We start from the raw sequence: 23,257 nt of genomic DNA on the forward strand, positions 1-23,257 counted from the left end.
ATGGATTAGAGTTATAAACTTATAGTGTAAATAGATTCTTTAGAAAATGGGGGATACATAGATGGCTCAAATATTAGTAATGGGTGGTACGCAGTTTGTCAGTGAAGCGTTAGCAAAGTTTTTCATTTTTAAAGGATATGAAGTAGATATTTTCACTAGAGGAACACGTGACATTGCGTATAAGGGAGTACGTACACATCTTAGAGGAGATCGAAATGTTCCCTTAGACATAAAGAAAAACATTTCAGATAAACAGTATGACTACATTTTTGATATTACAGCTTATCATAAAAATCATGTAAAAACATTGCTTGATAATATAGATAGAAGTAAATTAAAGCGATATGTACTGTGTAGTTCAGGAGCAGTATATGCCCCTTCTACTCAAGTGTTATTTGAAGATTTTGAGCGAGCAGAAAATTACAATTGGAGACAATATGGACTCGATAAAAATGAAGCAGAAGATTATTTATTTTCCTTACATAAACAAGAAGGATTTCCGATTACAATTTTTAGACCTTCGTATATTTATGGAGAAGGCAATAATCTGTATAGAGAGGCGTACATATTTGATCGCTTGACAAAAAAACTTGCTATTCCTATTCCAAAACATGTGGGTCCAGTGCAATTTGTGCATATTGATGATGTCGTTCGAGTGATGGAAAGTGTAATAGGATCAGAACAATCTAATGGACAAGCTTATAATTTGTCGTATCCAGAAGATATTACATGGAAGACACTCGTTGATACAGCAAGTAAAATAGTTGGAATAGAAGCACATACTATAGAAGTAGATGAAACAATATTAAATCCTACCATTTCAACACGAAATTATTTTCCGTTTCGAAATGTTACTTACAGAATGAATATTGAAAAATTAAGTGCACATCATTTATATGTCCCGCAACTTGATTTACAGGCCGGTCTACAAAAGGCGTATCATTTTTATCAAACTGAAAATGTTCAGTTAAGTGATGCAACTATGAATAAAGTTGATGAGGTACTTCGTATGTTTTCATTACAGAAGTAATAAAAACATAATGATGTTATGTGAACTAAATATCATTTTATAAATATAAAGGAAAAGGTCTAATTTTGTAGAACCTGTCTAAAGGCAGATTTATATTTTTATGTAAGAAAGGATGTAGCCGGATGATTAGAATGTTAACGGAAGTGGATGCAGAAGAATATTGGGATTTACGCTTAGAAGCATTGCAAAAAAATCCAGAAGCATATGTTACTACATATGAAGAAGCAATCAAGAAAGAAGAGCCAATTCAAGAAGTTATAAGAAATTTACAAGGGGAACATAGCTCTACATTTGGTGCTTTTGATGAGAATAATAAGTTAATAGGGGTTGTAACACTATTAACCGAATCAAGAGCAGCACTACGTCATAAGGGGCATATTGTTGGAATGTATGTAAGTGCTCAAAGTAGAGGGAGAGGATATGCACGTAACTTAATAGATGAAGTCGTGAAAAAAGCAAAGGGGTTAACTATCGAACAAATTAGCTTATCAGTCGTTTCAGATAATATTGCAGCAAAAAAATTATATCAATCAATTGGGTTTGAATCGTATGGTGTAGAAAAAAAGGCATTGAAAATGGGTGAAGTATATAGGGATGAAGAATTTATGGTATTATTTTTGTAAGAAGTGAAACTACGTAATGTTGGATTATATAAATCCATTTTCCAAAAAGAGTTAAATTGGTAGAACGACATGTTCGTATCCCGAAAAAACAGGAAAAAGAAAATCATATGGAACTGATTTTTACAGTTGGTATAAAAGAGATTAATGGAATTGCTCAAGTTGTGTTTAGAATTTTTCGCGATGATCAAGAAATTTTTGTGGCTCAACAAGGAATAGAATCTAATGACTCAGAACAATTTTATATCGTAACATTTCAAGCGATAGACACGAATGTAAAAGCTGGTTCTCATACGTATCGTGTAACTGTTGGAAATATTACTAATAGTCCAACAACAGCTGTTGTTGGACCAATTTCTTTTAGCGCTTTAGCTATCGCACACGACCATGAATGTTACGAATTAATATATAATGAGTACAAATGGAAGGCGTCTTTACAGTATTTAGGAGGGCGGATTTCTTTTCCCGTCCTTTTTTGAATGAGATGATAAGAAAATTTATTCTTTACTTTTTATAGCTTCTTTTAGTATTTCAAGGGTCTGCTGTAACCATTCTATAGGTGTTATGTCTAAAATTTCGAAATGTATTCCATCTGCACAACGCTGAATGTAGTTATTTTTTTCTTTATCTTCATAATCGCTTTTAATAAAGTCAGTTAAAAAAATGATAGCGTATTTTACTATCTAATAGATTAACACAAGTTGCAATTATAGTTTTTATCTCATCTTCATCAAAAATTGTATTGTTATAAGGATCCATTCCATATAAAGGCTGCGTATCAAAAGAAACTTTATTTCTAATATGATATAAATGGATTTGAAGTTCATCATTGAATTCAACACATAGTGCCTAAATGATGCTTTTAAATGTATATATGAAACCTGTTCAATTTAGTATAGGTAATTTTATTACTTTTTGAGAATGTATTACTATAAGTTTTATGTCAAAAATTGATTGAGTAAAAGAATATGAACAAAAGCCGATGCCCTTAATATATAGGGAAATCGGCCTTTTCTTTATAAAATTTTCCTTAGCGTACGCTAAGGAAATTTCAATCTTTTTGCAGACTGTGTAAGCTGCTAGTCGAGAAAGCTAACTTTTGGGTATAATAATAAAGAGATTTATCAATTTATAGTATCGGTTAGGAGCTCAGTAGATATGAAAACAGTTGTTGTCGTAGGTGGAGGTATTACGGGACTCTCTACTATGTTTTACTTAGAAAAATTTAAAAAGGATTACAATATAGATTTAAAATTGATCCTTGTAGAAAAAGAGGAATATTTAGGCGGAAAAATTCACAGTGTAAAAGAAAATGATTTTATTATGGAAACAGGAGCAGATTCAATTGTTGCTCGAAATGAGAATGTGATGCCTCTTGTAAAAGAACTCAATCTAGAAGATGATATGATATTTAACGAAACTGGGATTTCTTACATTTATTCAGAGAATACGTTACATCCTATTCCCGCTGATACAGTATTTGGAATCCCTACAAGTGTAGAGTCATTGTTTAACAGTACGTTAGTCTCAACGAAAGGGAAAATTATTGCACTGAAAGATTTTATTACTAAAAACAAAGGCTTTACGAAAGATACATCGCTTGCTTTATTTTTAGAAAGCTTTTTAGGAAAAGAATTAGTTGAGAAGCAAATTTCTCCTGTCCTTTCAGGGGTATATTCTGGTAAATTAAATGAACTTACAATGGCGTCTACATTACCATATTTACTTGATTATAAAAATAAATACGGCAGTATTATTAAAGGGTTTGAAGTGAACAAAAAACAATTCCAGGCAGCTGGAAATAAAAAGTTTTTATCGTTCAAAGGAGGACTCTCTACGATTGTTAATCGGTTAGAAGAGGTGTTGACTGAGACGGAAATACGAAAAGGAGTAACAACGACGAATGTAAGTAGAGTCGGTAATGGGTATGAAGTTTCTTTTTCGAATCAAGAGAAACTAAAAGCGGATTATATTGTTTTAGCTGCTCCTCACGATATTGCACAAGCAGTATTAAATTCTGCCGAATTAAACAGTGATTTCAATAAATTCAAAAATTCATCTCTTATTAGTATTTATTTAGGATTTGAAATACCTGATAATCAATTACCGGCAGATGGGACAGGCTTTATTGTTTTAGAAAATGGTAATTTATATTGTGATGCTTGTACATGGACAAGTAGGAAATGGAAGCATACATCAAATAAACAAAACTTATTAGTAAGAATGTTTTATAAAAGTTCAAATCCAGAGTATGAAAAGATTAAAAATAATAGTAAAGAAGAATTCATTCAATTTGCTTTATCTGATATTAAAAAAAGTCTTGGAATTCAGGGTGAGCCGCAGATTGTTGAAGTTACAAACTGGAAAGACTTAATGCCAAATTATCATTTAGAACATAATCAGGCAGTTCAATCTTTGAATGAGAAATTGTCAGCTACCTTTCCAAATGTTTACTTAGCTGGTGCTTCATATTATGGTGTAGGCATTGGGGCTTGCATAGGGAATGGAAAGAATACGGCAGATAAGATTATGAAAGCATTACATAATTGCTCGGAGTAATGCGGGAGATAAACTGCCCGTAAAAGCCCGATTGGTGAGGGCTAATAATCAGTGGGGGATGAAGAACCCCACTGATTAAGGTTTCACTTTATATTTTTGATAAAATCCTCCTCTAGTATAAGAGGAGGATTTCGTACGTTGTTGTACCTATATAAACCCATTTTAATTTTTCGATATATAAGCCGCAGTAATGCAAAATGTAACATGACCTACACTCACTTTTTCCTTTTGTTTTAATGGAAACAGGGCCTACCTATTTCTATATGTGGTCAAATGCTATCGTCCCCTGAAAAGAAAGGAGGTTTTATGTCGTTTTTTTAAAATTGTATATAGTGGGTTCTTTCAAGTTTACTTAATAAGTCTATTAATGTAAAAGATGATCCACAAAAATTAGCAACAGTTGAAGCGACGCAATCTGGTGAAATATTATTCGCGCTATGTCACGAATTAATATTATTATCAGCACCGTTTCCATCAACCTTGTCTTAGATTGGAATGAGCCTTGTTATCGCAGGAATGATTTTACATAGTTTTGTGGCGGTTATGGAGAAAAAAGAGGAGGAAATATCAGCATGAGAGGATGATCTTTTAGAATCATCTTTTTTGTTTTTAAAGGGAGAAATTATGAATGATAAAAGGTAGCTCCTTTTCTAGATTAAAAATTAAGAAAAATATGATAATATATAAATGGAAGATAAAAGAAATTTCATTAAAAGGTATAGGGGATTTGTTATGAAAATAAACGATATAATTGCTAAAACAAAAGTGCCAAGCACAATTCATACACTTGCAAGTGATTTACGAGAATTAGGTGTTACAGAAGGAATGAATGTTATTGTACACTCTTCACTTAGTTCGATTGGTTGGATAAGCGGAGGGGCTTTGGCGGTAGTAGAGGCTTTAATGGAAGTAGTTACAGAAGAAGGAACAATTATGATGCCGACTCAAACGAGTGATCTATCTGATCCAAAAAATTGGCAAATGCCACCTGTTCCAGAAAGTTGGTGGAAAATTATTCGAGACAATGAACCACCGTTTCATCCAGAAACAACACCAACACGAAGTATGGGGAAAGTGGTGGAGTGTTTTCGTACATATCCGAATACAAAAAGAAGTAATCATCCGTTACATAGCTTTGCAGCATGGGGGAAACATGCAAAACAAATGATTGATGGACACAGCCTTGCTCCTAGTTTTGGAGAACAGTCACCTTTGGGGAAAATGTATGATTTAGATGGATATATATTATTAATAGGAGTAGATCATGATTCAAATACATCACTTCATTTATCTGAAGTTCGTTCGCAATATCGAGAAAAAGTTCAAGTTGGAGCACCGATTATTGAGAATGGAGTTCGTGTATGGAAAGAGTATGAGGAATTTGACTATGATTCTGATGATTTTGAGTCATTAGGAAAAGCATATGATGAAACCGGATCAGTTATATTTGGGAAAATAGGGAACGCATCATGTAAATTAATGAAGCAACGAGAAGCGGTTGACTTTGGAACGGAATGGTTTTTAACACAAAAGCAAACGAAGCAAATATGTAACTAAAGGATGGAGAACATGAAGGGGAAAAAGGTACTGATAACAAGTGGTGGCTGTTTAGAAAAATGGGATGAAGTACGTGGGCATACGAATTTATCGACAGGAAGAATGGGAAGGTTTCTTGCTGAAGAAGCATTGAAGGCTGGGGCTTCTGTTATATATTTACATGGTTACTTTGCAGAAAAACCTGAAGAGGCTAATAACCTTTCTTCTCATTGTTTTGAAGGAATTATCGATTTACAAGATAAAATGAAGCAAATTATTACAAGTGAAAAAGTAGATATTGTAATTATGGCGGCAGCTGGATCGGATTGGGTTGTTGATAAAATTGTTGATCAAGAAGGAAATGTTATGGATAAGCTAGGGAAGTTATCAAGCGATATACCGCCAGTTATTCATTTTAAGAAAGCTCCAAAAGTATTAGCACAAATTAAACAATGGGATCCGGGTGTTATGTTAGTCGGATTTAAATTAGAGAGCGGTATAAGTCAACAAGAGTTAATAACGAGAGCACAAATCCGAATGGAAGGTGCACAAGCAGATTTTATGGTTGCGAATGCTTCTAACGCACTATACACCTTTGAAACAAATCACTATATTATTACTAGAGATGGTGAAGTTCAAGTGTGTCCGGGAAAAGCAAATACAGCTAGCAGTCTTATCAGTAAACTTGCGATGATTGATTCTGAAAAAGAACAAGTTGTTATTCATTAATGAGTGTTAAGAAAGAATACATATTGTAGGGTGAGAAGATGGAAAATCTATTGAAGAAAGCAATTCAATTACGCAATGAGAATAAATTCGCTCAATCAAGAGAGATATTATTAAGTTTAACAAACTTTACTCAAAATCCAGAAATCTTGTATCAATGCGCATGTACACACGATGCTATGGGGATGGAAACGGAAGCCGTTTCTTATTACGAGAAAGCTATTGAACTAGGTTTAGAAGGAGAAAGTTTGCGAGGTGCTTATATCGGTTTAGGAAGTACATATCGCTGTATTAGAGAGTATGAGAAAGCGATTGCTACATTAGAAGAAGGAATCAAACTGTATCCGGATGATGACGCCATGAAAGTATTTTTATCCATTGCAAAGTACAATGTACAATCTCATGAAGATGCGATGAAACTGCTGCTAGAAGTGGTAGTGAAAACGGAAGGTGTAAAGAACTATGAAAGAGCAATTACATTTTACAAAGATCATTTAAATGAAATTTTCAAATAGAAAGGAATAATTGCATGAATCATCCTATATCGAAGAAACGATACTTAATTTGGTTTGCTATTACGAGTTTGATTATCCTTTCCAATATTCTTCTTTATGCACTACCTATAATGTCGCCTTTGCCAAACCGAGTAGCACTTGCTTCTCTATTTGATTTTATACTTACTATTCCAATCGTTACTTACATACTGATTATAAGAAAGCGATATTCACTAAAATATATTTTCCTTGTGATATTTGCAGGTTATGTGGCTGCAAGATTTATTATTCCTAATCAGTATTTTGAATCTTATTCATTTATCACATATATAGTAGTAGCTGGGGAAATTGCATTTCTTTGCTTAGAGCTGTATCTTTTTTACAAAATAGCAAGAAAACTACCTGCGATTGTTCATTCTTATAAGAAATACAAGCTTGCGTATCCATCTTTTTCATATGCAATCGATAGAGCTGTATACGATTCCGTTTTCAAAAATGTCGCTGTGAATGTATTGTTATCAGAGTGTAAGCTGTTTTATTACGCGTTATTTTCTTGGTGTAAAAAAATACCTGCAGGTTCAGGAATGTTTACATATCATAAAAAAACAGGTGTAATTGCATTTAATATTATGCTCATACATGCAACTTTAATTGAATCAATCGGTTTTCATTATTTTCTTCATCAATGGAATCCGCGTGTAGCATGGATTTTGCTAATTTTAAATATTTATGCTGTGATATTTTTCTTAGCAGAAATACAAGCAATTCGTTTATGTCCATATGTTGTAACTGATAAAGAGCTTATTTTACAAGTTGGGTTGACGAAACAGCTTATCGTCCCATTTTGTAAGATTCAAAGCATACGTCATAATAAAGGAGCATTACCTTCTGAAATTGAACGAAAACAAATTTTTGATGCGACAGTAAACGAGTTTATGAAAGAACCAGCAAAACTCGAAATCGTATTGGTAAAGCCAATGCAGGCAACTATGTTTTATGGGTTTCAAAAAACAGTAACAAGGGTTCACATCAATGTGGATGATGAGAGAGCGTTCTATGATACCGTTATGAATAAAGTTCAAGAGACAATCAGTCGTCAATCATAAAAGCTGACCATACAAGAATCCTTACCAGCCGAACATTTAATCTTTCAGCAGGTAAGGATTCTTTAGTAATACTTATTTTTTAGGAATAACGACAAATGCATTTGGAAGATATCGCATCCCTACAGACGTTTCGGTTGCTGGTTTTAATTGTAGCTTTCCTTTATAAATCATCGTTGTGGAACCTCCACCGTCTAGGGCAAATGCATCTATACACCCATATTTTTTGAAAAGAGATACCATATCTCTCATGGAAGCACCACGATGGTTTTTGTTCCAATAAAACCTTCCATCGGTTACAATCATGATGACATTCCCTCGATCATCTTGCCCGATACCTGTTCGTGGTGCCCAGCCAAACGCTTCCTCAATTTGATTCGTCACCATATTTTTCCATCCACAATCAATTGTGGTCCGAATGCAACGGCCTGTGTTACGTTCATATGCTTTAATTCATTTATAGAATACATACCTGTAATGAATTGTCCTTTTTTGGTGAATCCACAAACAAGATTACGTGTATCTTGACTAAATCCAGGCTCTGAACGAATTATTCCATCAGATAGTGCGATTCCAATAATTTGTCCACCACGCCCAACACCTCCTGGATCTATAAAGCCTCCTGCATTGATACCTGCAATAGCTTCATTTTGTTCAATGAGATCAGATAACGGTTGTCCTTGATCGTGATATTTCGTACTTACTAAATGAATGGTAGTTGGGTCATTTACTTTCATTACCTTTGCTGTGAAATGCGGATCTTCAATGGTCTCTACAGTTACAGAAAAAGGTTGTTTTTTACGAGAAAATAAACCATTAAGAAGCTTTGATTTTTGTGTTGGGGGTGTATAAATAGCAGTTTGTAGTTGGTGAATCTCGTCTTTCGACAGGAGTAATCTTGCAAATTGTGGATGTTGTGATGACAGAATAGAGCCTCCTATCATTTCACGCAGTTTGTGACCGGAATTTGTAGCATACAACCAAATTACTCCTCCTGTAAGAACAATGAGAGTGATTATACTTATTTTTTTAATACCCTTTTTTATCCGATTCTTCATATGACTACCTACTTTTTTCTTAGTATGTCACATTTGTTATTTCTCAACACAATAAAATAACCGGCATGTACAAAGCTCGCCGGTTTTCATCGTAAAGAATTGAAAATTATGATAAAATGAAAGAGTAACTCATGGTCAGAGTGGTTGTTTTGTTATCACTTCTCTAAGTGTTGGGGGGTGATAAATTGAGTGAACTTTCGTTGCTTTTGCAAGGCGGTCTTTTTCTCGTTGCATTGCTAACGTTTGTTGTGTTATTGATCGACAAGCTCAAAAAATAACAACCCACTCTACGCCAATAGAAGGTGGGTTGTTTAATTCATGAGAAACAAATAGGATAATGAATAATCCACTCTGCTGAGTTATATGGGACTAGTGTGTTGCCGCACGCTAGTCTTTTTTTATTTATATGCTAATTTAGTTTATTTATGTGATTGTATCGCTCTTTTCATTGTTATTATAGCACAATCTTGTTTACATAAAAAAGGAGAGCGTACGTTCTTCTTTTTGGAAACATATCGATTATTTTTTAAGATTGAATTCCGTTTGCTGGCTTGAATAATCCATTCATATATTCTTTTAAACTTTTTCTATAAAACATTTGGTTGACTGCATCATTTATACCAACAATTGGTGACGGAAGATTGTATCTTTTTTTCGATAAATGAACAACGACATCAAAAACATCAAAGAGGCGAATAAAGCAAAATAATCCATCTTTGTCGCTTAATAAAATGAAATAGTGGTTTTCACAATTGGTATTTAATGTGTTCCATAATGAACTTTTGCTTAACTCTCGTACAATATTTCTTTCTTTTAATTCAATGAAATCTATGTTAGATAGAATGTTAGAAATAACAACTGCATCGGGATCGTGAAAATAACCATCTATTGTATGTACAGCAAACAAGTAAGCCATTTTCAATAAACTCATCTTATATTTGCGGTTATCAAGGAGTAATTCACGTTGAATAGAACCCGCAACTTTTGTTACTCGCTCTTCTTTCCAAATTTCATCATGAAGTGAGATATCGTGTCTTTTACATAGTTTCATAATGAGAGAATTTGAAAATCGTAACTCAGCACTATCCGGTTCTTCATTTGCATATTCTTCTTCATTATATATATCAAGAAGAAGAGGAGAATCAATTTGATGTTTAAGTTGATCTATTTTATACTGTATTAATTTATGGCTAATTAATAGACGATCAATACTTGCTATTTCGTTTTCATGGCATGTTTCACACACCGTGTTGATATAATAATATCCACATAACACTTCTGGAATTACATATTGTTCTGTACATTGTTTATCATTTCTACAAATACTGCATATTGGCATAGTTATCACCTTTTAGTTGCAAATTTTTATCTTGCTATGTACGGACAATAAAACCCTCACCTCAAGAATTTGAGATACGCAAAGGAGATAGAGAGGGAATAACTGCCCGTAAAAATTCGTTTGATTCAACTAATAATCAGCAGGGAATGAAAACGCTGCTGACAAAAGTTTTACTTTGTATGTCTTTATTGTAGTGTATTTATTTATGTATTGGAATATAGATCGAGGAAATAACATATAAATTTTTGCTTCGATTTGTTACAATGATAGAAGAAATTTAAAAGGAGGCACTTTTTTGAAATCAAAAGTTCATTTTTGGACATTAGAAGTATTGATGGTTGTAGTGATTATTTTTATCTGTACAAAAATTTCGTTTTTATTTCAACCAATCGGTATTTTTATTTCCACTTTATTTTTCCCTATTTTAATTGCTGCATTTTTGTATTTTATGTTTAATCCCGTGCTGCTTTTTTTAGAGAACAAAAAAGTACCGCGCAATTTAGCAATTTTGTTACTGTATGTCTTTATTATTACATTAATAGCTGTTGCGGTCGGCGTTGTAGTTCCAACTGTATCTCATCAGCTTATGGAATTAGTAACGAATATGCCAACGTATATTAAAGTGGGGAGAGAATACATAACGGATTTATCGAATCATAAGCTATTTCAATGGCTTACAACACAGGATTATGTTTCTCTAGCAACAATAGAAAAGAATGCTCTTACTTATTTGAAAGAAATACCCAATACGCTTACAGCGAGTGCAACTGCATTATTTGGAATTATTACAAATGTTGCGTTAGTTGTTTTCACAGTTCCATTTATTTTGTTTTATATGTTTAAAGATGGTCATAAATTCCCCGGATCAGCAGTTCGTTTTTTACCAGAAACGTACCGTGAAGAAGGGCTTCGTCTTTTTAAAGAAACAAATGAAACCCTCGCGGCGTACATTCAAGGCCAAGCACTCGTTTGTTTATTTGTTGGAGCTTTCACGTTTGTTGGTTATTTAATCATTGGGCTTCCTTATGCTTTTATTTTTGGGATTGTGGCAGCAGTTACGAATATTATTCCAAATTTAGGTCCGTTTATTGGAGCAGCGCCAGCTGTTATTGTTGGACTATTTGTATCGCCAATGCAGGCGGTATGGGTTATTGTTGTGGTAACAATTGTTCAGCAATTTGAGAGTAATATTTTATCACCGCGAATTATGAGTGAGAAACTAAATATTCATCCTTTAACAATTATCATGTTAATTCTAGGTGTCGGAAATTTTGCTGGAATTATTGGGATGATTTTAGCTGTACCAACCTATGCTGTATTGAAAACAATTATTTCAAACTTAGTAAGACTTTTTGAATCGAAAAAAAATAAGAAATAGAAAGAAGGCCGGTTACAGAGTGTAACTGGTCTTCTTTCTTTCTCAATGTAAATGTAATATATATATAATTAAAATATACGTATGGTTGATTTGACTTTCGGCCGTTTCATATCGTCAAAAATTTGTATTGAAAATTATTTACGATAGCAGTATTCTATACATATTCAAACATTTGAAGATGTATAGAATACTGCTGAATTTTTTAAAATTATAAGTAAGTAATGGAGGCGTTTGAATGGGAAATGAAATGCAACAGTTTAAGGCTGACTTTTTTAAAGCCTTATCACATCCTTTGCGGATCCGTATTCTTGAATTATTGTCAGAGGGTGAAAAAAGTGTAAATGAACTCCAAAGCATTCTTAATAAGGAGGGTTCTGCCGTTTCACAACAATTGAGTGTACTACGTGCAAAGAACATTGTTGTTGGTACAAAAGATGGGAAACGAGTTTTATATTCTCTTCGAGATCCAATGATTATGAATTTATTAGAAGTTGCACGAGCGATTTTTAATAATCATTTAATTGATACGATTTCAATGTTAGAAGAAGATGATAAAACCATAGTAAAGGAGGGGGTTGAGTATCGAAGTTAAGAAAGATGTTATTATTCAACATGGAATTGAAATATTTCGCTCAGTAGGAGCACATCATGTTTGTGATGTTTGTATTAAAAGTGGGAATTCTTGTTGTTTTGCATGCCAGCATTTACAAGATAAAGTTGGATGTCAAAAGAGAAATACATCTTGTACAGCCTGGTTATGTGGGATTCAAAGTTTTTTATTTGATAGAATAGGATTACTGGATGAATGGAAGAGTTTTTGGAGTGAAGTTCCAGGTCAAATGTTTCGTAGAGATCGTACGCCAGATAAGGTATGGATTAAATCCTTTATCGACACAGAGAATCTAGATAGCCGAGAAGGAGAGCTTTTAGCAGAAAGGTTGAAAAACTATGTGCAAGAGAACGGAGATATAGGTGAATTAGAACGTCATTTGAGTAAAACGTATAGTCAATACTAAGCTAATGTTTTCCTTATATAAGAGCATGAAAAATGTATTTACAATTCAAATTTATTAAGAGGTAATTAATTTTTCAGAAACAGCAAGATTTATTAATAATAGAAAAGAAGGGTTTATAATGAAAGGGTTATTTACAGGAAGATTTGAAGGATACTCATTGGGGCACTTTCAAAAGGATCTTCTTTCAGGAACGATTGTCGGAGTTGTTGCGATTCCGCTTGCTATGTCTTTTGCTATAGCTTCTGGAGTTAAACCAGAGTATGGGATTTATACAACATGTATTGCTGGAATTCTTACAGCGCTATTTGGTGGTTCAAGATATCAAATTGGAGGGCCGACAGGTGCTTTTGTTCCGATTCTTTTAAGTATTGTAATTACCTATGGATATGAAAATTTGTTACTGGCAGGTTTATTAGCCGGAATTCTTTTATGTCTAATGGGTATATTTAAATTGGGCTCTTTAATTAAGTTTATCCCGCGCCCTGTAACAGTTGGTTTCACATCAGGTATTGCTGTTACTATTTTTACGGGACAAATTGCTAGCTTTTTAGGTTTAACAGGTATAAAAAAGCATGAGGCATTTATAGCAAATCTGAATGAAATCTTTATTCATATTGATACCGTCAATTTTTACAGTATTATAACAGCTTTCATTTGTCTTATTGTTATACTCGTAACACCAAAAATTTTCCCAAAAGTACCTGGTTCACTAGTAGCCATTGTAATTTCAACTTTAATTGCAACGGTATTTTTTACGGGCCATGTACCAACTATTGGTACAGCTTATGGCACGATACCCAATACACTTCCGCAGTTTCATGTGCCAGAAATCACATTAGAACGGATCAAACAGCTGATGGGTCCGGCGTTTGTAATTGCGATGCTCGGCGGCATTGAATCTCTTTTATCCGCTGTCGTGGCAGATGGAATGACAAATAGTAAACACAACAGCAATAAAGAACTTATTGGTCAAGGAATTGCTAATATTGTCACGCCGTTATTTGGGGGAATTCCAGCAACTGGAGCCATCGCCCGAACAGCAACTAATATTAAGAGCGGAGCTACTTCGCCGATTTCAGGTGTTATTCATGGAATCTTTGTATTATTAATACTTTTATTACTAGCTCCGTATGCTTCGCATATTCCACTTGCTAGTATGGCTCCTATTTTAATGGTAGTAGCTTGGAACATGAGCGAACAAAAACATTTTGCTCATATCCTTAAAATGAAGAGTGGGGATTCTCTTGTATTAGTTGTAACATTTTTGTTTACTGTATTTACGAGTTTAACAACAGCTGTAGAAATCGGTCTTATTTTAGCTATTATTTTATTTACAAAACGTATGAGCAACATGCTAGTCATATCTAAAGTGCTTCCAGACCATTCAAGAAAGAATGAAAAATTGTTACCGCATGTGGTGAATAAAACTCATGATTGTCCGCAAATTAGTATTTATACAATAGAAGGTCCATTATTCTTTGGTGCTGCTCAAACATTTGAACAAAACATTTTAGCAACTATTCATTATAAACCTAGAGTTTTAATTTTACGAATGGGAAAAGTTCCTTTTATTGATACTACAGGAGAGTCTTACTTTAGAAGTATTGTTCATTCTTTTAAACAACAAGGTGGTATACTTCTAGTCTCAGGTATTCAATCTGAACTAAAAACAACCTTAATTAGAAATGGATTGTATACTGAAATTGAGGAACAGAACTTCTTTGAGCATACAGGGGACGCAATTAACTACGCTTTAGAACATTTGGATACGAAAAAATGTTTAGGTTGTAAACATTTTGCATTTCGTGAATGCAGCCAACTTTCTCATCAACCTCAGAAAGTGAATACATTAAAAGATAAAGTAAATGCATTAGATTTTTAAAAAAGTAATAAATAAAAGTTGTGAACAAGGTTGCTTATATTTTTTTAAAGCAACCTTGTTTTTTGTTTGTAGATCAGATTTTAACCGATAAAAGATTGGTTGATAAGAACATTTTACTAATTTAAAAATGGATTCCTCTCGAACTATTCAAACTGTATTCCTGCATGTTGCAAGCTTGACAGAGATAATTTTCAATAACTCCATTTATTCATAATCTAATCCTAAAAAATACGTATTTTGTTATGCGGAGTCTACCTCTACAATCCAAATCATAATTTTCCACTTAGATAAAATCATTTTAACTATCTCCTTTCATCGCTATTTAGTATTCAAGATTACAGATGGTTATAAAACGATATTTGTCGATCTTTTACTTCGTCTACAATTTGTTGAACACGTTGTTTATGTTCAAGTTCTTCTTCAGATAGACGAGCTTTTTGAATCGTAATCGTTAAAAAGAATACGTGAAATGTCATATTATTTTTAACTCCCTTCAAATGTGTAAAATTGTAAGAATGTGAAAATCGCACAAAAAAGCCACAGGAAGACAGAGTGCTCCTGCGGCAAGTCATGAAAAAGCCACAGGAAGGCATTCGACCTCCTGTGGCAGAATAATTTAAATCATAGTAAACACGATTTTCAATTCTCCATACGGATGGTCGAACATTTATTTAATTGTGAAACAGGTGCTACATTTACAGTTACTTTCATCATTTCATTCGACCTCCTTTGGGAATTTTTTCTTACGTAAGTAAGTATATACAATTGGGTACCGCTTGTAAACCCTGAAATTTAAAAATAGGATAAATTTTTCGAATTTTGATAAAAATGCACAGTTTTAAAGAGAAATTTCATTATGAACGACGAATAATTAGTATAGGAGAAATATTTGCAGGACTAAATATACGCTTATTTGCAAGTCGATATCCTAATGAAGTAGCAGGAATTGTATTAGTTGATGCGGTACATGAAAATCGATACTTGAAAGAGGAAATGCATACAGATAGATCGCAGCAATACATAAAAGGCTTAAAACAGATGAGATTAGGATATATCACATCTACTATTGGTTTGCTGCGCTTAATAAAAATACCAGTAGGAGGAAGAAGTCTTCCAGCGCAAGTTCAAAATCATGTAAAACATGTAGGATATACTCCTGGAGCATATGAAGCGGTTTATAAAGAAATGTTATATAGTGAAGAATCAGCGAAACAAGTAAAACGAGCAGAAAATTTACGTGAAAACTTGCCGGTAGTTATCATAAGTTCTAACAATGCAGATCCTATATGGAAAGAGCAGCAGCAACTATTATGTGGATTAACGAGCTGTACGAAGCATATTCAAACAGAGAATGGTCATTCGATTCAATTAGAGAATCCAGAGATCGTGATAAACGCTATAAAGGAATTATTATAGTATGAGTAGAAAAGCTAGGACGGTTGTTTATAATTAGACAGAGTATATAAATACAAATTGAAAAACCGACATAAAAACCCTTTTTTTTTTTGGGAGGATGAGAGCATCTGGTCGTGCATAGTAGCGGTCCTGTTGTATTCTTCATAGCATCGATGTATATGTCGAGAAATAAAAATGAATTTATATAGTATAGAGTGTGTAAGATGCTCGATGTTTCTATGAAAAAAGAGAAACATTGAGCTTTTTTTCATAGATTTCGCAACTAAAATTACAAATGGGAAAATATACAAATTCTAAGTGAAAAATATGTATAAAAAGAATACACTTATAGAAGGAGGGATGGGGGATGAAGGATTGGAAAGATGATATTGTTAGAATACTTGGAGTATGGTCTTTACTTGCTGCTTATATCGTTTTAATGATGACGATGCGTTACTCATGGGCGACGGTTTATCAAAGTTTAGCCGTACTAGGGGTACCTCTTCTTGCACTTGGGGGCTATTTTGTAATAAGGAATGTAATGTTTGCAAATGTGCTGTTTATAAGAGGGATGTGTGTAACGATCTATCTAGCTTATGCGTGGTCATGCTGGATGTTTCAAAACATTTACGGTATAGAAAATGAAGAGTTATGGCTTTCAATTAGTTGGTTACTCCCGGTGTTATATTTTTATATAACTGATAAAAAAGCGGAGTGGTATGTGCTGAGTGGCGGAGCATTGTTTTTCTTTTTATCAAATATCGATGAAATAACATGGTTTGCTTTCACGGACAAGTGGCAATCTACTATGATAACTGTTGCTTCCGTTATATGGTACCGATTCGGAAGGGAAATGGCAGGACGTTTTGTATTTTATACAACTAGTTTATTAGGATTGTGGACAGTGTACCTTGAACGATTATACGATGGAGGAGAACCAAATTATTTGATAAAAGTAGTGTGTGCAATTTTCATGACAGTTGTATACATTACGGTATTCAAAAAAATAAAAGAAAGAAATTTGTATAAAATAACAACTGGTGCAATCTTAACAGCATGGTCATTGTATGCATTGATAGACATTACAAATCTATTTGTAAATTTAACTATGAATATTTCTTATCTATTGATGGGACTTGTCGGTTTGTTTGTTGTTATTTCACAGCAATATCTCACTTGGCAAGAAAAAAAGAATCAAACGAACATAAACCATCGGAAAATAGGAGAGTACGTGCTATATGTTTTCGTAAGCTCAATAGGTAGTATTCTATTTCTTGCGAGTCTTTACTTCATTTTATCGGAAACAGTAAGAGAAAGCAGCATAATCATGATTGTAAGTGCTACGCTAAGTGTGCTTGGAATTTTGGGCTATAAAAAAATAACAGCAAAATTTTTGCGGATATTTTCATTTGTTTTCGCTATCATGTCGGGAATTACAACACTTATAACAGATCACCATTACATATGGGGATTGTTGTATGCTAGTTGTATATTTGGGTATTGGCTATTCGCAAAGCATAAGGCAGAACAATATAGTTTATGGTGGCTATTGGAAGGAATTATAGTAAGTGAATGTATGAGAGATGCGGAATATACAACAAGTATGAGTTATCTCGTATTTATTCACATTGGATTTTTCATATTTGCGATTCTGCGGAAAAATAAATGTTTATTACGAAATAGCGTTGGATTTGAAATGATATATGTCTTTTTCTATTTGTTAGCGAAATACGAAGGGGCGGATCCTTGGTTTATTGTAAGTGCACACGGTGGATATATAATACTTCTTGTACTAGGCATGTTGTATGTGAGAGATACTGTAATCAAGCGGATTGGCGTTGTTATCTATTTGTTTACGAATTTTATTATGTATGAGACAAATTACATTGGAAACTATGGATTGAGCTGGATGCTGTTTCTGGCAGGGATTATATTGTTATTAACAAAAAACCAGCAAAAACAAGAAAATATTATTAAACTTAACAGAACATATAAGAAAAAACACGCATGGTTAGTAGGTATACTTTCTAGTTTCATTTTACTTGGTACTATTATACAACAAGAATGGAACTATTATAATAGTACTGTTGTATTACTGAAACTGGAAAATCAAGTTGAGAAATTAGGCAATATGAAAAAAGTATGGTTTTCTTTGAAAATAGAAGCGGAAGCAAACGAGATGATGTTGAATCGTGAAACGAAAAAAGAAACAAAAGTACCTGTGTTTATAAAATTAAAGAAAGATCAAGGGAAGGATTATCATTTAGATCAAATAAAGCTCGGTGACTACCCAAAAGAAAAAGGAATTTGGATTAAAGGATATATGAATTATGGATTTGTTACGATAGGGAGTAAAAGTGAAGTTCCTGTTAGCCTCGTGAAAGGAGAAGGAATGTATGCGAAAGTCCAAATTGCGAAGAACGGAAATAGTAGAGTAATCGGAATTCAATGATATTAATGATGGAATTGAATATGCTAAATAAAAATCGATTCCTAATTAGGGAATCGATTTTTATTTGAAACTTTAATAAGCTTTCTTAGTATTGAGTGAAATTGTCGTTTACGATTTCTATTTTCATTGAACTAAGAAAGCTGTATATGTTAAAATGAAAAAATGACCATTAGAAATCTTATTGATTTACCCATGTATTTATCCATAATAATTGTATCAAAAAACAACTGTGTTTGTCAAACTTTTGGTCAAATTATTTTGTCGACAAGGAGTGACAATATGGAGAAGTATGAACAAGAGTGGAAGAGAGAACAAAAACGAATAGAGGAAGTTGTCAAGAAAATTAAAGAGCGCGTAGAGAGTCTACAACAATATGTAAGTAGCGGAAAAAAAGAGGTAGTTCATATTCGGAAAAATTTTTGGAATGATGTAACAGCTAACTTTGATAATGCTGAAGAAGCCGTTGAAACAGCGGCAAGTATAAAGCAACAAGTAGAATTGTTAGCAGAAAGAGAACGCAGTCACTATCATGCTGATAAACAACTTACCATGTTAAAACGACTAGAACTATCTCCGTATTTTGGAAGAATTGATTTTTTAGAAGAAGGTGAAAGAAGTCCAGATCAAATTTATCTTGGTATTCATTCGTTTTTTGATGAGAGTACAGAACAATTTCTAGTATATGATTGGAGAGCACCAATATCTAGTCTATATTATGATTATTCGTTAGGATCGGCCGTGTATCATGCACAAGATGAAATGATTACAGGGGAAATAACTGTTAAGAGACAATTTCTCATTCGTAACGGTCAAATGAAAAGTATGTTTGATACCGGAGTAACGATTGGTGACGCGTTATTACAAGAAGTGTTAGGGAAGAATGCCAATACACAAATGAAAAGTATCGTTTCTACAATCCAGAAAGAACAAAATCTAATAATTCGTAATGAAACGAGTCGTTTACTTATAGTTCAAGGAGCAGCAGGGAGCGGAAAGACATCGGCTGCATTGCAGCGTGTGGCCTATTTACTATACCGATATCGAGATACATTACATGCAGATCAAATCGTTCTTTTTTCTCCTAATTCAATGTTTAATAGTTATATATCGTCTGTTCTCCCTGAATTAGGAGAAGAGAATATGAGACAAACAACCTTCCAAGAGTATTTAGAGGAGCACATCGAAAAAACTTTTACTATAGAAGATCCATTTACACAAATAGAATATGTACTTGCAGGCAAAGAAGACTCAGAATACTTATTACGCATGCACGGTATTCAATATAAAGCAAGTGCACATTTTGTAAAGATTGTAGACTGTTATGTGAATTATTTAAAACAAGATGGAATGATTTTTAAAGATGTGAAATTTCGCGGGAATGTATTAATATCGAAAGAGGAAATTCGAGAAAAATTTTATTCTTTCCCTCAATCTATGCGAATTCCGAATCGAATAAAATTAATTTCTGAGTGGTTATTAAAAGAATTAAAGAATAGAGAGCTGTTAGAACGAAAAGAACTTTGGGTAGAAGAAGAAATACAGCTATTAGATAAAGAAACGTACGCTAAAATTCATAAAAAACTACAACGAGAGAAACGATATGACGCTAATACATTTGATGATTTTGAACGTGAACAACAATTGTTAGCTGCAATGATTGTAAAAAAACATTTTAAACACATTCGTAAACGCGTGAAAAAGTTTCAATTTATTCATACAGCTTCTATTTATTTACAGTTATTTACTGATCCGCTATTTGTAAGAAAATTCACAGATTCTAACAATTTACCGTCAGACTGGAAAGAAATATGTGAAGAAACGGCTAATCGCATACGTAATTTTAATATGGCTTATGAGGATGCGACGCCTTATTTATATTTAAAAGATCAGTTGGGGGATTTACAAAAAAATACATCTGCAAAGCATATATTTATTGATGAAGCACAAGATTATTCGGTATTTCAATTTACCTTTTTGAAACGATTATTTCCGCATAGTAAAATGACAGTACTTGGTGATTTTAATCAGACGATACACACACATGCGACTGAAAATGAATTTTCGCAACTATATACTTTATATGGAGAGGAAAAAAGTAAGAAGATTGAACTTAATCGTAGTTATCGTTCAACAAAACAAATTATTGAATTCACAAGGCAACTGATTCCAGGAGGAAACTGTATTGAACCCTTTGAACGCGAGGGGAGAAAACCGGTTATAACAGCGGTAGAAACAGATGAGGAATTACATCAAAGCATTGTAAATCGAATTAAAAATTTGAAAAAAAATAATCATAAAACGATAGCGATTATTTGTAAAACTGCCGAGGAAAGCAAAGCGGCATATGGCATATTGCAGCAACAGGAACAAATGCACCTTATCGAAAAAGAAACAGCTTCGTTTGATTCCGGGATACTTATTGTGCCTTCATATTTAGCGAAAGGCGTAGAGTTTGACGCTGTTATTATTTATAACGCTTCAAACCAACAATATAGAAAAGAAAGTGAACGTAAGCTTTTTTATACAGCTTGCACACGTGCTATGCACGAGTTATATATTTATTATAAAAAGGAATTAAGTCCTTTTTTATCAGCAGTTAATGTAAATACGTATATTCAGGATAAATAAACGAAACAGAGGTCAGGCTATGAAGCCTGACCTCTGTTTCGTTTACATTTTTATATGGTGGAAGGGAGATTTCGTTGGATTAAATTTCCGTACATCACACATAATAATCCGTAAGAAATTCCAATGATATAGGATGGTTAAAATGTGGAAAACAATAGTTGCCTATCTTCCAGAATGGAAAGTATTTGGACAAGCTTTTATTGTATTGTTCGTCCCATATGTGATTTCAAAAATCTTTAGTTGGATCCATACATTAGAGGAAAAGTAACGGAATGAATGATTCGTGTATTCATTCTTAAGTCAACCATAGAAGACTTACTTTATTAACATCCTCTCAGTCTGATAAACATTTGCATGTGATGCCAAAAGTGGTGATTGCTGGTGAAGTTTAAGTTTAGGCTGTCATTAAATTTGGATATACATTAAGCTTTTTTAAGAGAAAGAGTGATAAGAATGAGAGAGCAGGAGTCAACAAATCAACAAATGAACAAAACAAAGAAAATGTGTGAAGGTGAGCAAGGAATGATGTCCAATCAAAACTCATCTGAAAAATTTATAGGTAACTTTACGTTGGATTTAGAACTTATAAAGCAGGAAATTACTTTTAACTCGGATGTACACTTTCGAGAGTTTAACATTGGCCGTACAGGTATTCGGGCTGCGATCATTTTTGTAGATGGTTTGTCAGATAAAGAGCTCATTGATACACATATTATGAAATCATTAATGAATGATTTTTATGAAGAATATAAACATGATTCATCTTATACGAACGGGACGGTTTCAAAAGAGTTTATTATCGAGCAAGTCCTTTCTATTAGTGAAATAAAAGAAGTTCATGATATTAAAGGGTTGATGTCAAAAGTATTGACAGGGTCAACGGGACTATTAATTGATGGGTCATCAGAAGTATTGATTCTCAGTACAACAAAAGGAAGAACTCGGAATATTGAAGAACCTATTTCAGAGGTATCAGTCCGAGGTCCGCGAATTGGTTTCACAGAAATTTTAAGCGATAATACCGCTCTATTACGACGTCATGGTGAAAATGAAGGCTTATCATTAATAAAATTCCAAGTAGGGAAGCGAGCAAAAAAAGAACTTGTTGTCGCTTATATGAATGAGATTGCTGATTCAGAATTAGTAGAAGAAGTGAAGAGGAGAATTCAAAAAATTGACATTGATAATGTACCAGAATCAGGTTATGTAGAGCAGCTCATCGAAGATAATTATCTCAGTCCGTTTGCGCAGGTGCAGAGTACGGAGCGCCCTGATCGTGTCGTTGCTGCATTGATGGAAGGGCGGGTTGCAATTTTATTAGATGGAACGCCTTTTGTGTTAATCGCTCCAGTTACATTTAGCATGATGATGCAATCTCCTGAAGATTATTATGAACGTTGGATACCAGGTACTCTCATCCGCGTATTACGTTTTGGAGCAGCTATCATTTCTCTTTTTGCACCTGCCCTGTATATTTCCTTTATCTCGTTTCATCCTGGATTGATTCCGACTAAGTTAGCCATTTCTATTTTAGGAGGACGAGAAGGTGTTCCATTTCCTGCATTTATAGAAGCACTTCTTATGGAAATAGCTATCGAAATTTTACGAGAAGCTGGACTTCGTTTGCCAAAACCAATTGGTTCGGCGATGGGAATCGTTGGCGGATTAATCATTGGGCAAGCTGCGGTGGAAGCAGGGATTGTTAGCCCTATGATGGTTATCGTAGTAGCTGCAACGGCCATTTCTTCCTTTGCTCTCTCACCCTATAGTACAGCGATTCCAATACGTATACTGCGTTTTGTAGGCATGTTTTGCGCTGCCTTGTTTGGCTTGTACGGACTCATTTTGTTTTTTCTCTTCTTATGCAGTCATTTGGTGAAGCTGAAGAGCTTTGGTGTGCCATATGTTAGTCCAGCTGTTCCTTATCGATCAAGTGATTGGAAAGACTTTATCGTTCGCGTCCCATTTCAGATGATGAAACGTCGCCCGAAGATGCTGCATCCGAAAGACCCAATACGAAAAGGATAGTTTACTTTGAAGA

At 33.8% G+C, this 23,257-nt stretch carries 22 protein-coding genes and 1 pseudogene; 19 read left to right on the forward strand and 4 right to left on the reverse strand.

All coding sequences use genetic code 11. From position 1 onward, the window contains the following. Positions 1–61 precede the first annotated feature (61 nt). The 9 genes and pseudogenes from AB1280_RS05765 to AB1280_RS05805 all read left to right on the forward strand — a co-directional run bounded on the left by AB1280_RS05765 (position 62) and on the right by AB1280_RS05805 (position 8,071). Complete coding sequence (locus AB1280_RS05765; RefSeq protein WP_429755178.1) at positions 62–1,030, forward strand: NAD-dependent epimerase/dehydratase family protein; 969 nt, start codon at positions 62–64, stop codon at positions 1,028–1,030. A 122-nt stretch (positions 1,031–1,152) separates the two neighbouring features. Continuing rightward, positions 1,153–1,653: a GNAT family N-acetyltransferase gene (locus AB1280_RS05770; RefSeq protein ID WP_272187662.1), complete on the forward strand. Its 501-nt coding sequence runs from the start codon at positions 1,153–1,155 to the stop codon at positions 1,651–1,653. Positions 1,654–1,709: 56 nt separating this feature from the next. Then, positions 1,710–2,129 carry an exosporium protein C gene (locus AB1280_RS05775; protein ID WP_429755179.1) on the forward strand — a complete coding sequence of 140 codons (420 nt, stop codon included), beginning with the start codon at positions 1,710–1,712 and terminating at the stop codon, positions 2,127–2,129. 679 nt (positions 2,130–2,808) lie between these two features. Next, positions 2,809–4,209, forward strand: a complete 1,401-nt coding sequence (locus AB1280_RS05780) for a protoporphyrinogen oxidase (protein ID WP_429755180.1) — start codon at positions 2,809–2,811, stop codon at positions 4,207–4,209. A 369-nt stretch (positions 4,210–4,578) separates the two neighbouring features. After that, positions 4,579–4,785, forward strand: a pseudogene (locus tag AB1280_RS05785) (multidrug resistance efflux transporter family protein); the annotation flags it as partial. A gap of 156 nt (positions 4,786–4,941) precedes the next feature. Then, positions 4,942–5,766, forward strand: coding sequence for an aminoglycoside N(3)-acetyltransferase (locus AB1280_RS05790; RefSeq protein ID WP_429755181.1), 825 nt, complete (start codon positions 4,942–4,944; stop codon positions 5,764–5,766). 12 nt (positions 5,767–5,778) lie between these two features. Next, a complete protein-coding gene (locus AB1280_RS05795; protein WP_429755182.1) occupies positions 5,779–6,474 on the forward strand; it encodes a phosphopantothenoylcysteine decarboxylase in 696 nt (231 codons plus the stop codon). A gap of 38 nt (positions 6,475–6,512) precedes the next feature. After that, positions 6,513–6,986 (forward strand): tetratricopeptide repeat protein, encoded by a 474-nt coding sequence (locus tag AB1280_RS05800; RefSeq protein WP_429755183.1) that lies wholly within the window; start codon positions 6,513–6,515, stop codon positions 6,984–6,986. 14 nt (positions 6,987–7,000) lie between these two features. Next, positions 7,001–8,071: a hypothetical protein gene (locus AB1280_RS05805; protein WP_429755184.1), complete on the forward strand. Its 1,071-nt coding sequence runs from the start codon at positions 7,001–7,003 to the stop codon at positions 8,069–8,071. A gap of 72 nt (positions 8,072–8,143) precedes the next feature. On the opposite strand, the gene AB1280_RS05810 is transcribed toward AB1280_RS05805, so the two are convergent. Together AB1280_RS05810 and AB1280_RS05815 are read right to left on the reverse strand one after the other, a co-directional pair. Beyond that, positions 8,144–8,455: a phosphodiester glycosidase family protein gene (locus AB1280_RS05810; protein WP_429755185.1), complete on the reverse strand. Its 312-nt coding sequence runs from the start codon at positions 8,453–8,455 to the stop codon at positions 8,144–8,146. Beyond that, positions 8,449–9,126 carry a phosphodiester glycosidase family protein gene (locus AB1280_RS05815; RefSeq protein ID WP_429755186.1) on the reverse strand — a complete coding sequence of 226 codons (678 nt, stop codon included), beginning with the start codon at positions 9,124–9,126 and terminating at the stop codon, positions 8,449–8,451. The genes AB1280_RS05810 and AB1280_RS05815 overlap by 7 nt, the downstream gene beginning before the upstream one ends. Positions 9,127–9,311: 185 nt before the next feature. Between AB1280_RS05815 and AB1280_RS05820 the strand changes: the two genes are divergently transcribed. Next, entirely contained in the window at positions 9,312–9,404 is a 93-nt protein-coding gene (locus AB1280_RS05820; protein ID WP_090996886.1) for a putative holin-like toxin, read from the forward strand. A 248-nt stretch (positions 9,405–9,652) separates the two neighbouring features. On the opposite strand, the gene AB1280_RS05825 is transcribed toward AB1280_RS05820, so the two are convergent. Beyond that, on the reverse strand, positions 9,653–10,465 hold the full coding sequence (locus tag AB1280_RS05825; RefSeq protein WP_429755187.1) for an HNH endonuclease: 813 nt from the start codon (positions 10,463–10,465) through the stop codon (positions 9,653–9,655). Positions 10,466–10,760: 295 nt separating this feature from the next. Between AB1280_RS05825 and AB1280_RS05830 the strand changes: the two genes are divergently transcribed. From AB1280_RS05830 to AB1280_RS05845, 4 genes are all read left to right on the forward strand, one after another. After that, a complete protein-coding gene (locus AB1280_RS05830; protein WP_272187674.1) occupies positions 10,761–11,843 on the forward strand; it encodes an AI-2E family transporter in 1,083 nt (360 codons plus the stop codon). A 235-nt stretch (positions 11,844–12,078) separates the two neighbouring features. Further along, positions 12,079–12,435, forward strand: a complete 357-nt coding sequence (locus AB1280_RS05835) for an ArsR/SmtB family transcription factor (protein ID WP_020061802.1) — start codon at positions 12,079–12,081, stop codon at positions 12,433–12,435. Further along, entirely contained in the window at positions 12,419–12,859 is a 441-nt protein-coding gene (locus tag AB1280_RS05840; protein ID WP_272187676.1) for a DNA mismatch repair protein, read from the forward strand. The genes AB1280_RS05835 and AB1280_RS05840 overlap by 17 nt, the downstream gene beginning before the upstream one ends. Positions 12,860–12,977: 118 nt before the next feature. Continuing rightward, complete coding sequence (locus tag AB1280_RS05845) at positions 12,978–14,741, forward strand: SulP family inorganic anion transporter (RefSeq protein WP_429755188.1); 1,764 nt, start codon at positions 12,978–12,980, stop codon at positions 14,739–14,741. Positions 14,742–15,076: 335 nt separating this feature from the next. Here the strand turns inward: AB1280_RS05845 and AB1280_RS05850 are convergent, their stop codons facing one another. Continuing rightward, on the reverse strand, positions 15,077–15,217 hold the full coding sequence (locus tag AB1280_RS05850; RefSeq protein WP_272187678.1) for a YrzI family small protein: 141 nt from the start codon (positions 15,215–15,217) through the stop codon (positions 15,077–15,079). Positions 15,218–15,560: 343 nt separating this feature from the next. Here AB1280_RS05850 and AB1280_RS05855 point away from each other — a divergent pair, with 343 nt between their 5' ends. The 5 genes from AB1280_RS05855 (at position 15,561) to AB1280_RS05875 (ending at position 23,244) form a co-directional block, all read left to right on the forward strand. Further along, on the forward strand, positions 15,561–16,157 hold the full coding sequence (locus AB1280_RS05855) for a hypothetical protein (RefSeq protein ID WP_429755189.1): 597 nt from the start codon (positions 15,561–15,563) through the stop codon (positions 16,155–16,157). Positions 16,158–16,503: 346 nt separating this feature from the next. Then, the gene (locus tag AB1280_RS05860) at positions 16,504–18,588 is read left to right on the forward strand and encodes a hypothetical protein (RefSeq protein ID WP_429755190.1); all 2,085 of its coding nucleotides are present in this window, start codon (positions 16,504–16,506) and stop codon (positions 18,586–18,588) included. Positions 18,589–18,867: 279 nt separating this feature from the next. Continuing rightward, positions 18,868–21,216: an RNA polymerase recycling motor HelD gene (gene helD, locus AB1280_RS05865; protein ID WP_429755191.1), complete on the forward strand. Its 2,349-nt coding sequence runs from the start codon at positions 18,868–18,870 to the stop codon at positions 21,214–21,216. 142 nt (positions 21,217–21,358) lie between these two features. Next, positions 21,359–21,484, forward strand: a complete 126-nt coding sequence (locus tag AB1280_RS05870; protein ID WP_272187683.1) for a hypothetical protein — start codon at positions 21,359–21,361, stop codon at positions 21,482–21,484. 254 nt (positions 21,485–21,738) lie between these two features. Beyond that, positions 21,739–23,244, forward strand: coding sequence for a spore germination protein (locus tag AB1280_RS05875; protein WP_429757287.1), 1,506 nt, complete (start codon positions 21,739–21,741; stop codon positions 23,242–23,244). Positions 23,245–23,257: the final 13 nt, after the last annotated feature.

The sequence above is a fragment of the Bacillus sp. S10(2024) genome (genome assembly GCF_050473865.1).
GTDB lineage: Bacteria > Bacillota > Bacilli > Bacillales > Bacillaceae_G > Bacillus_A.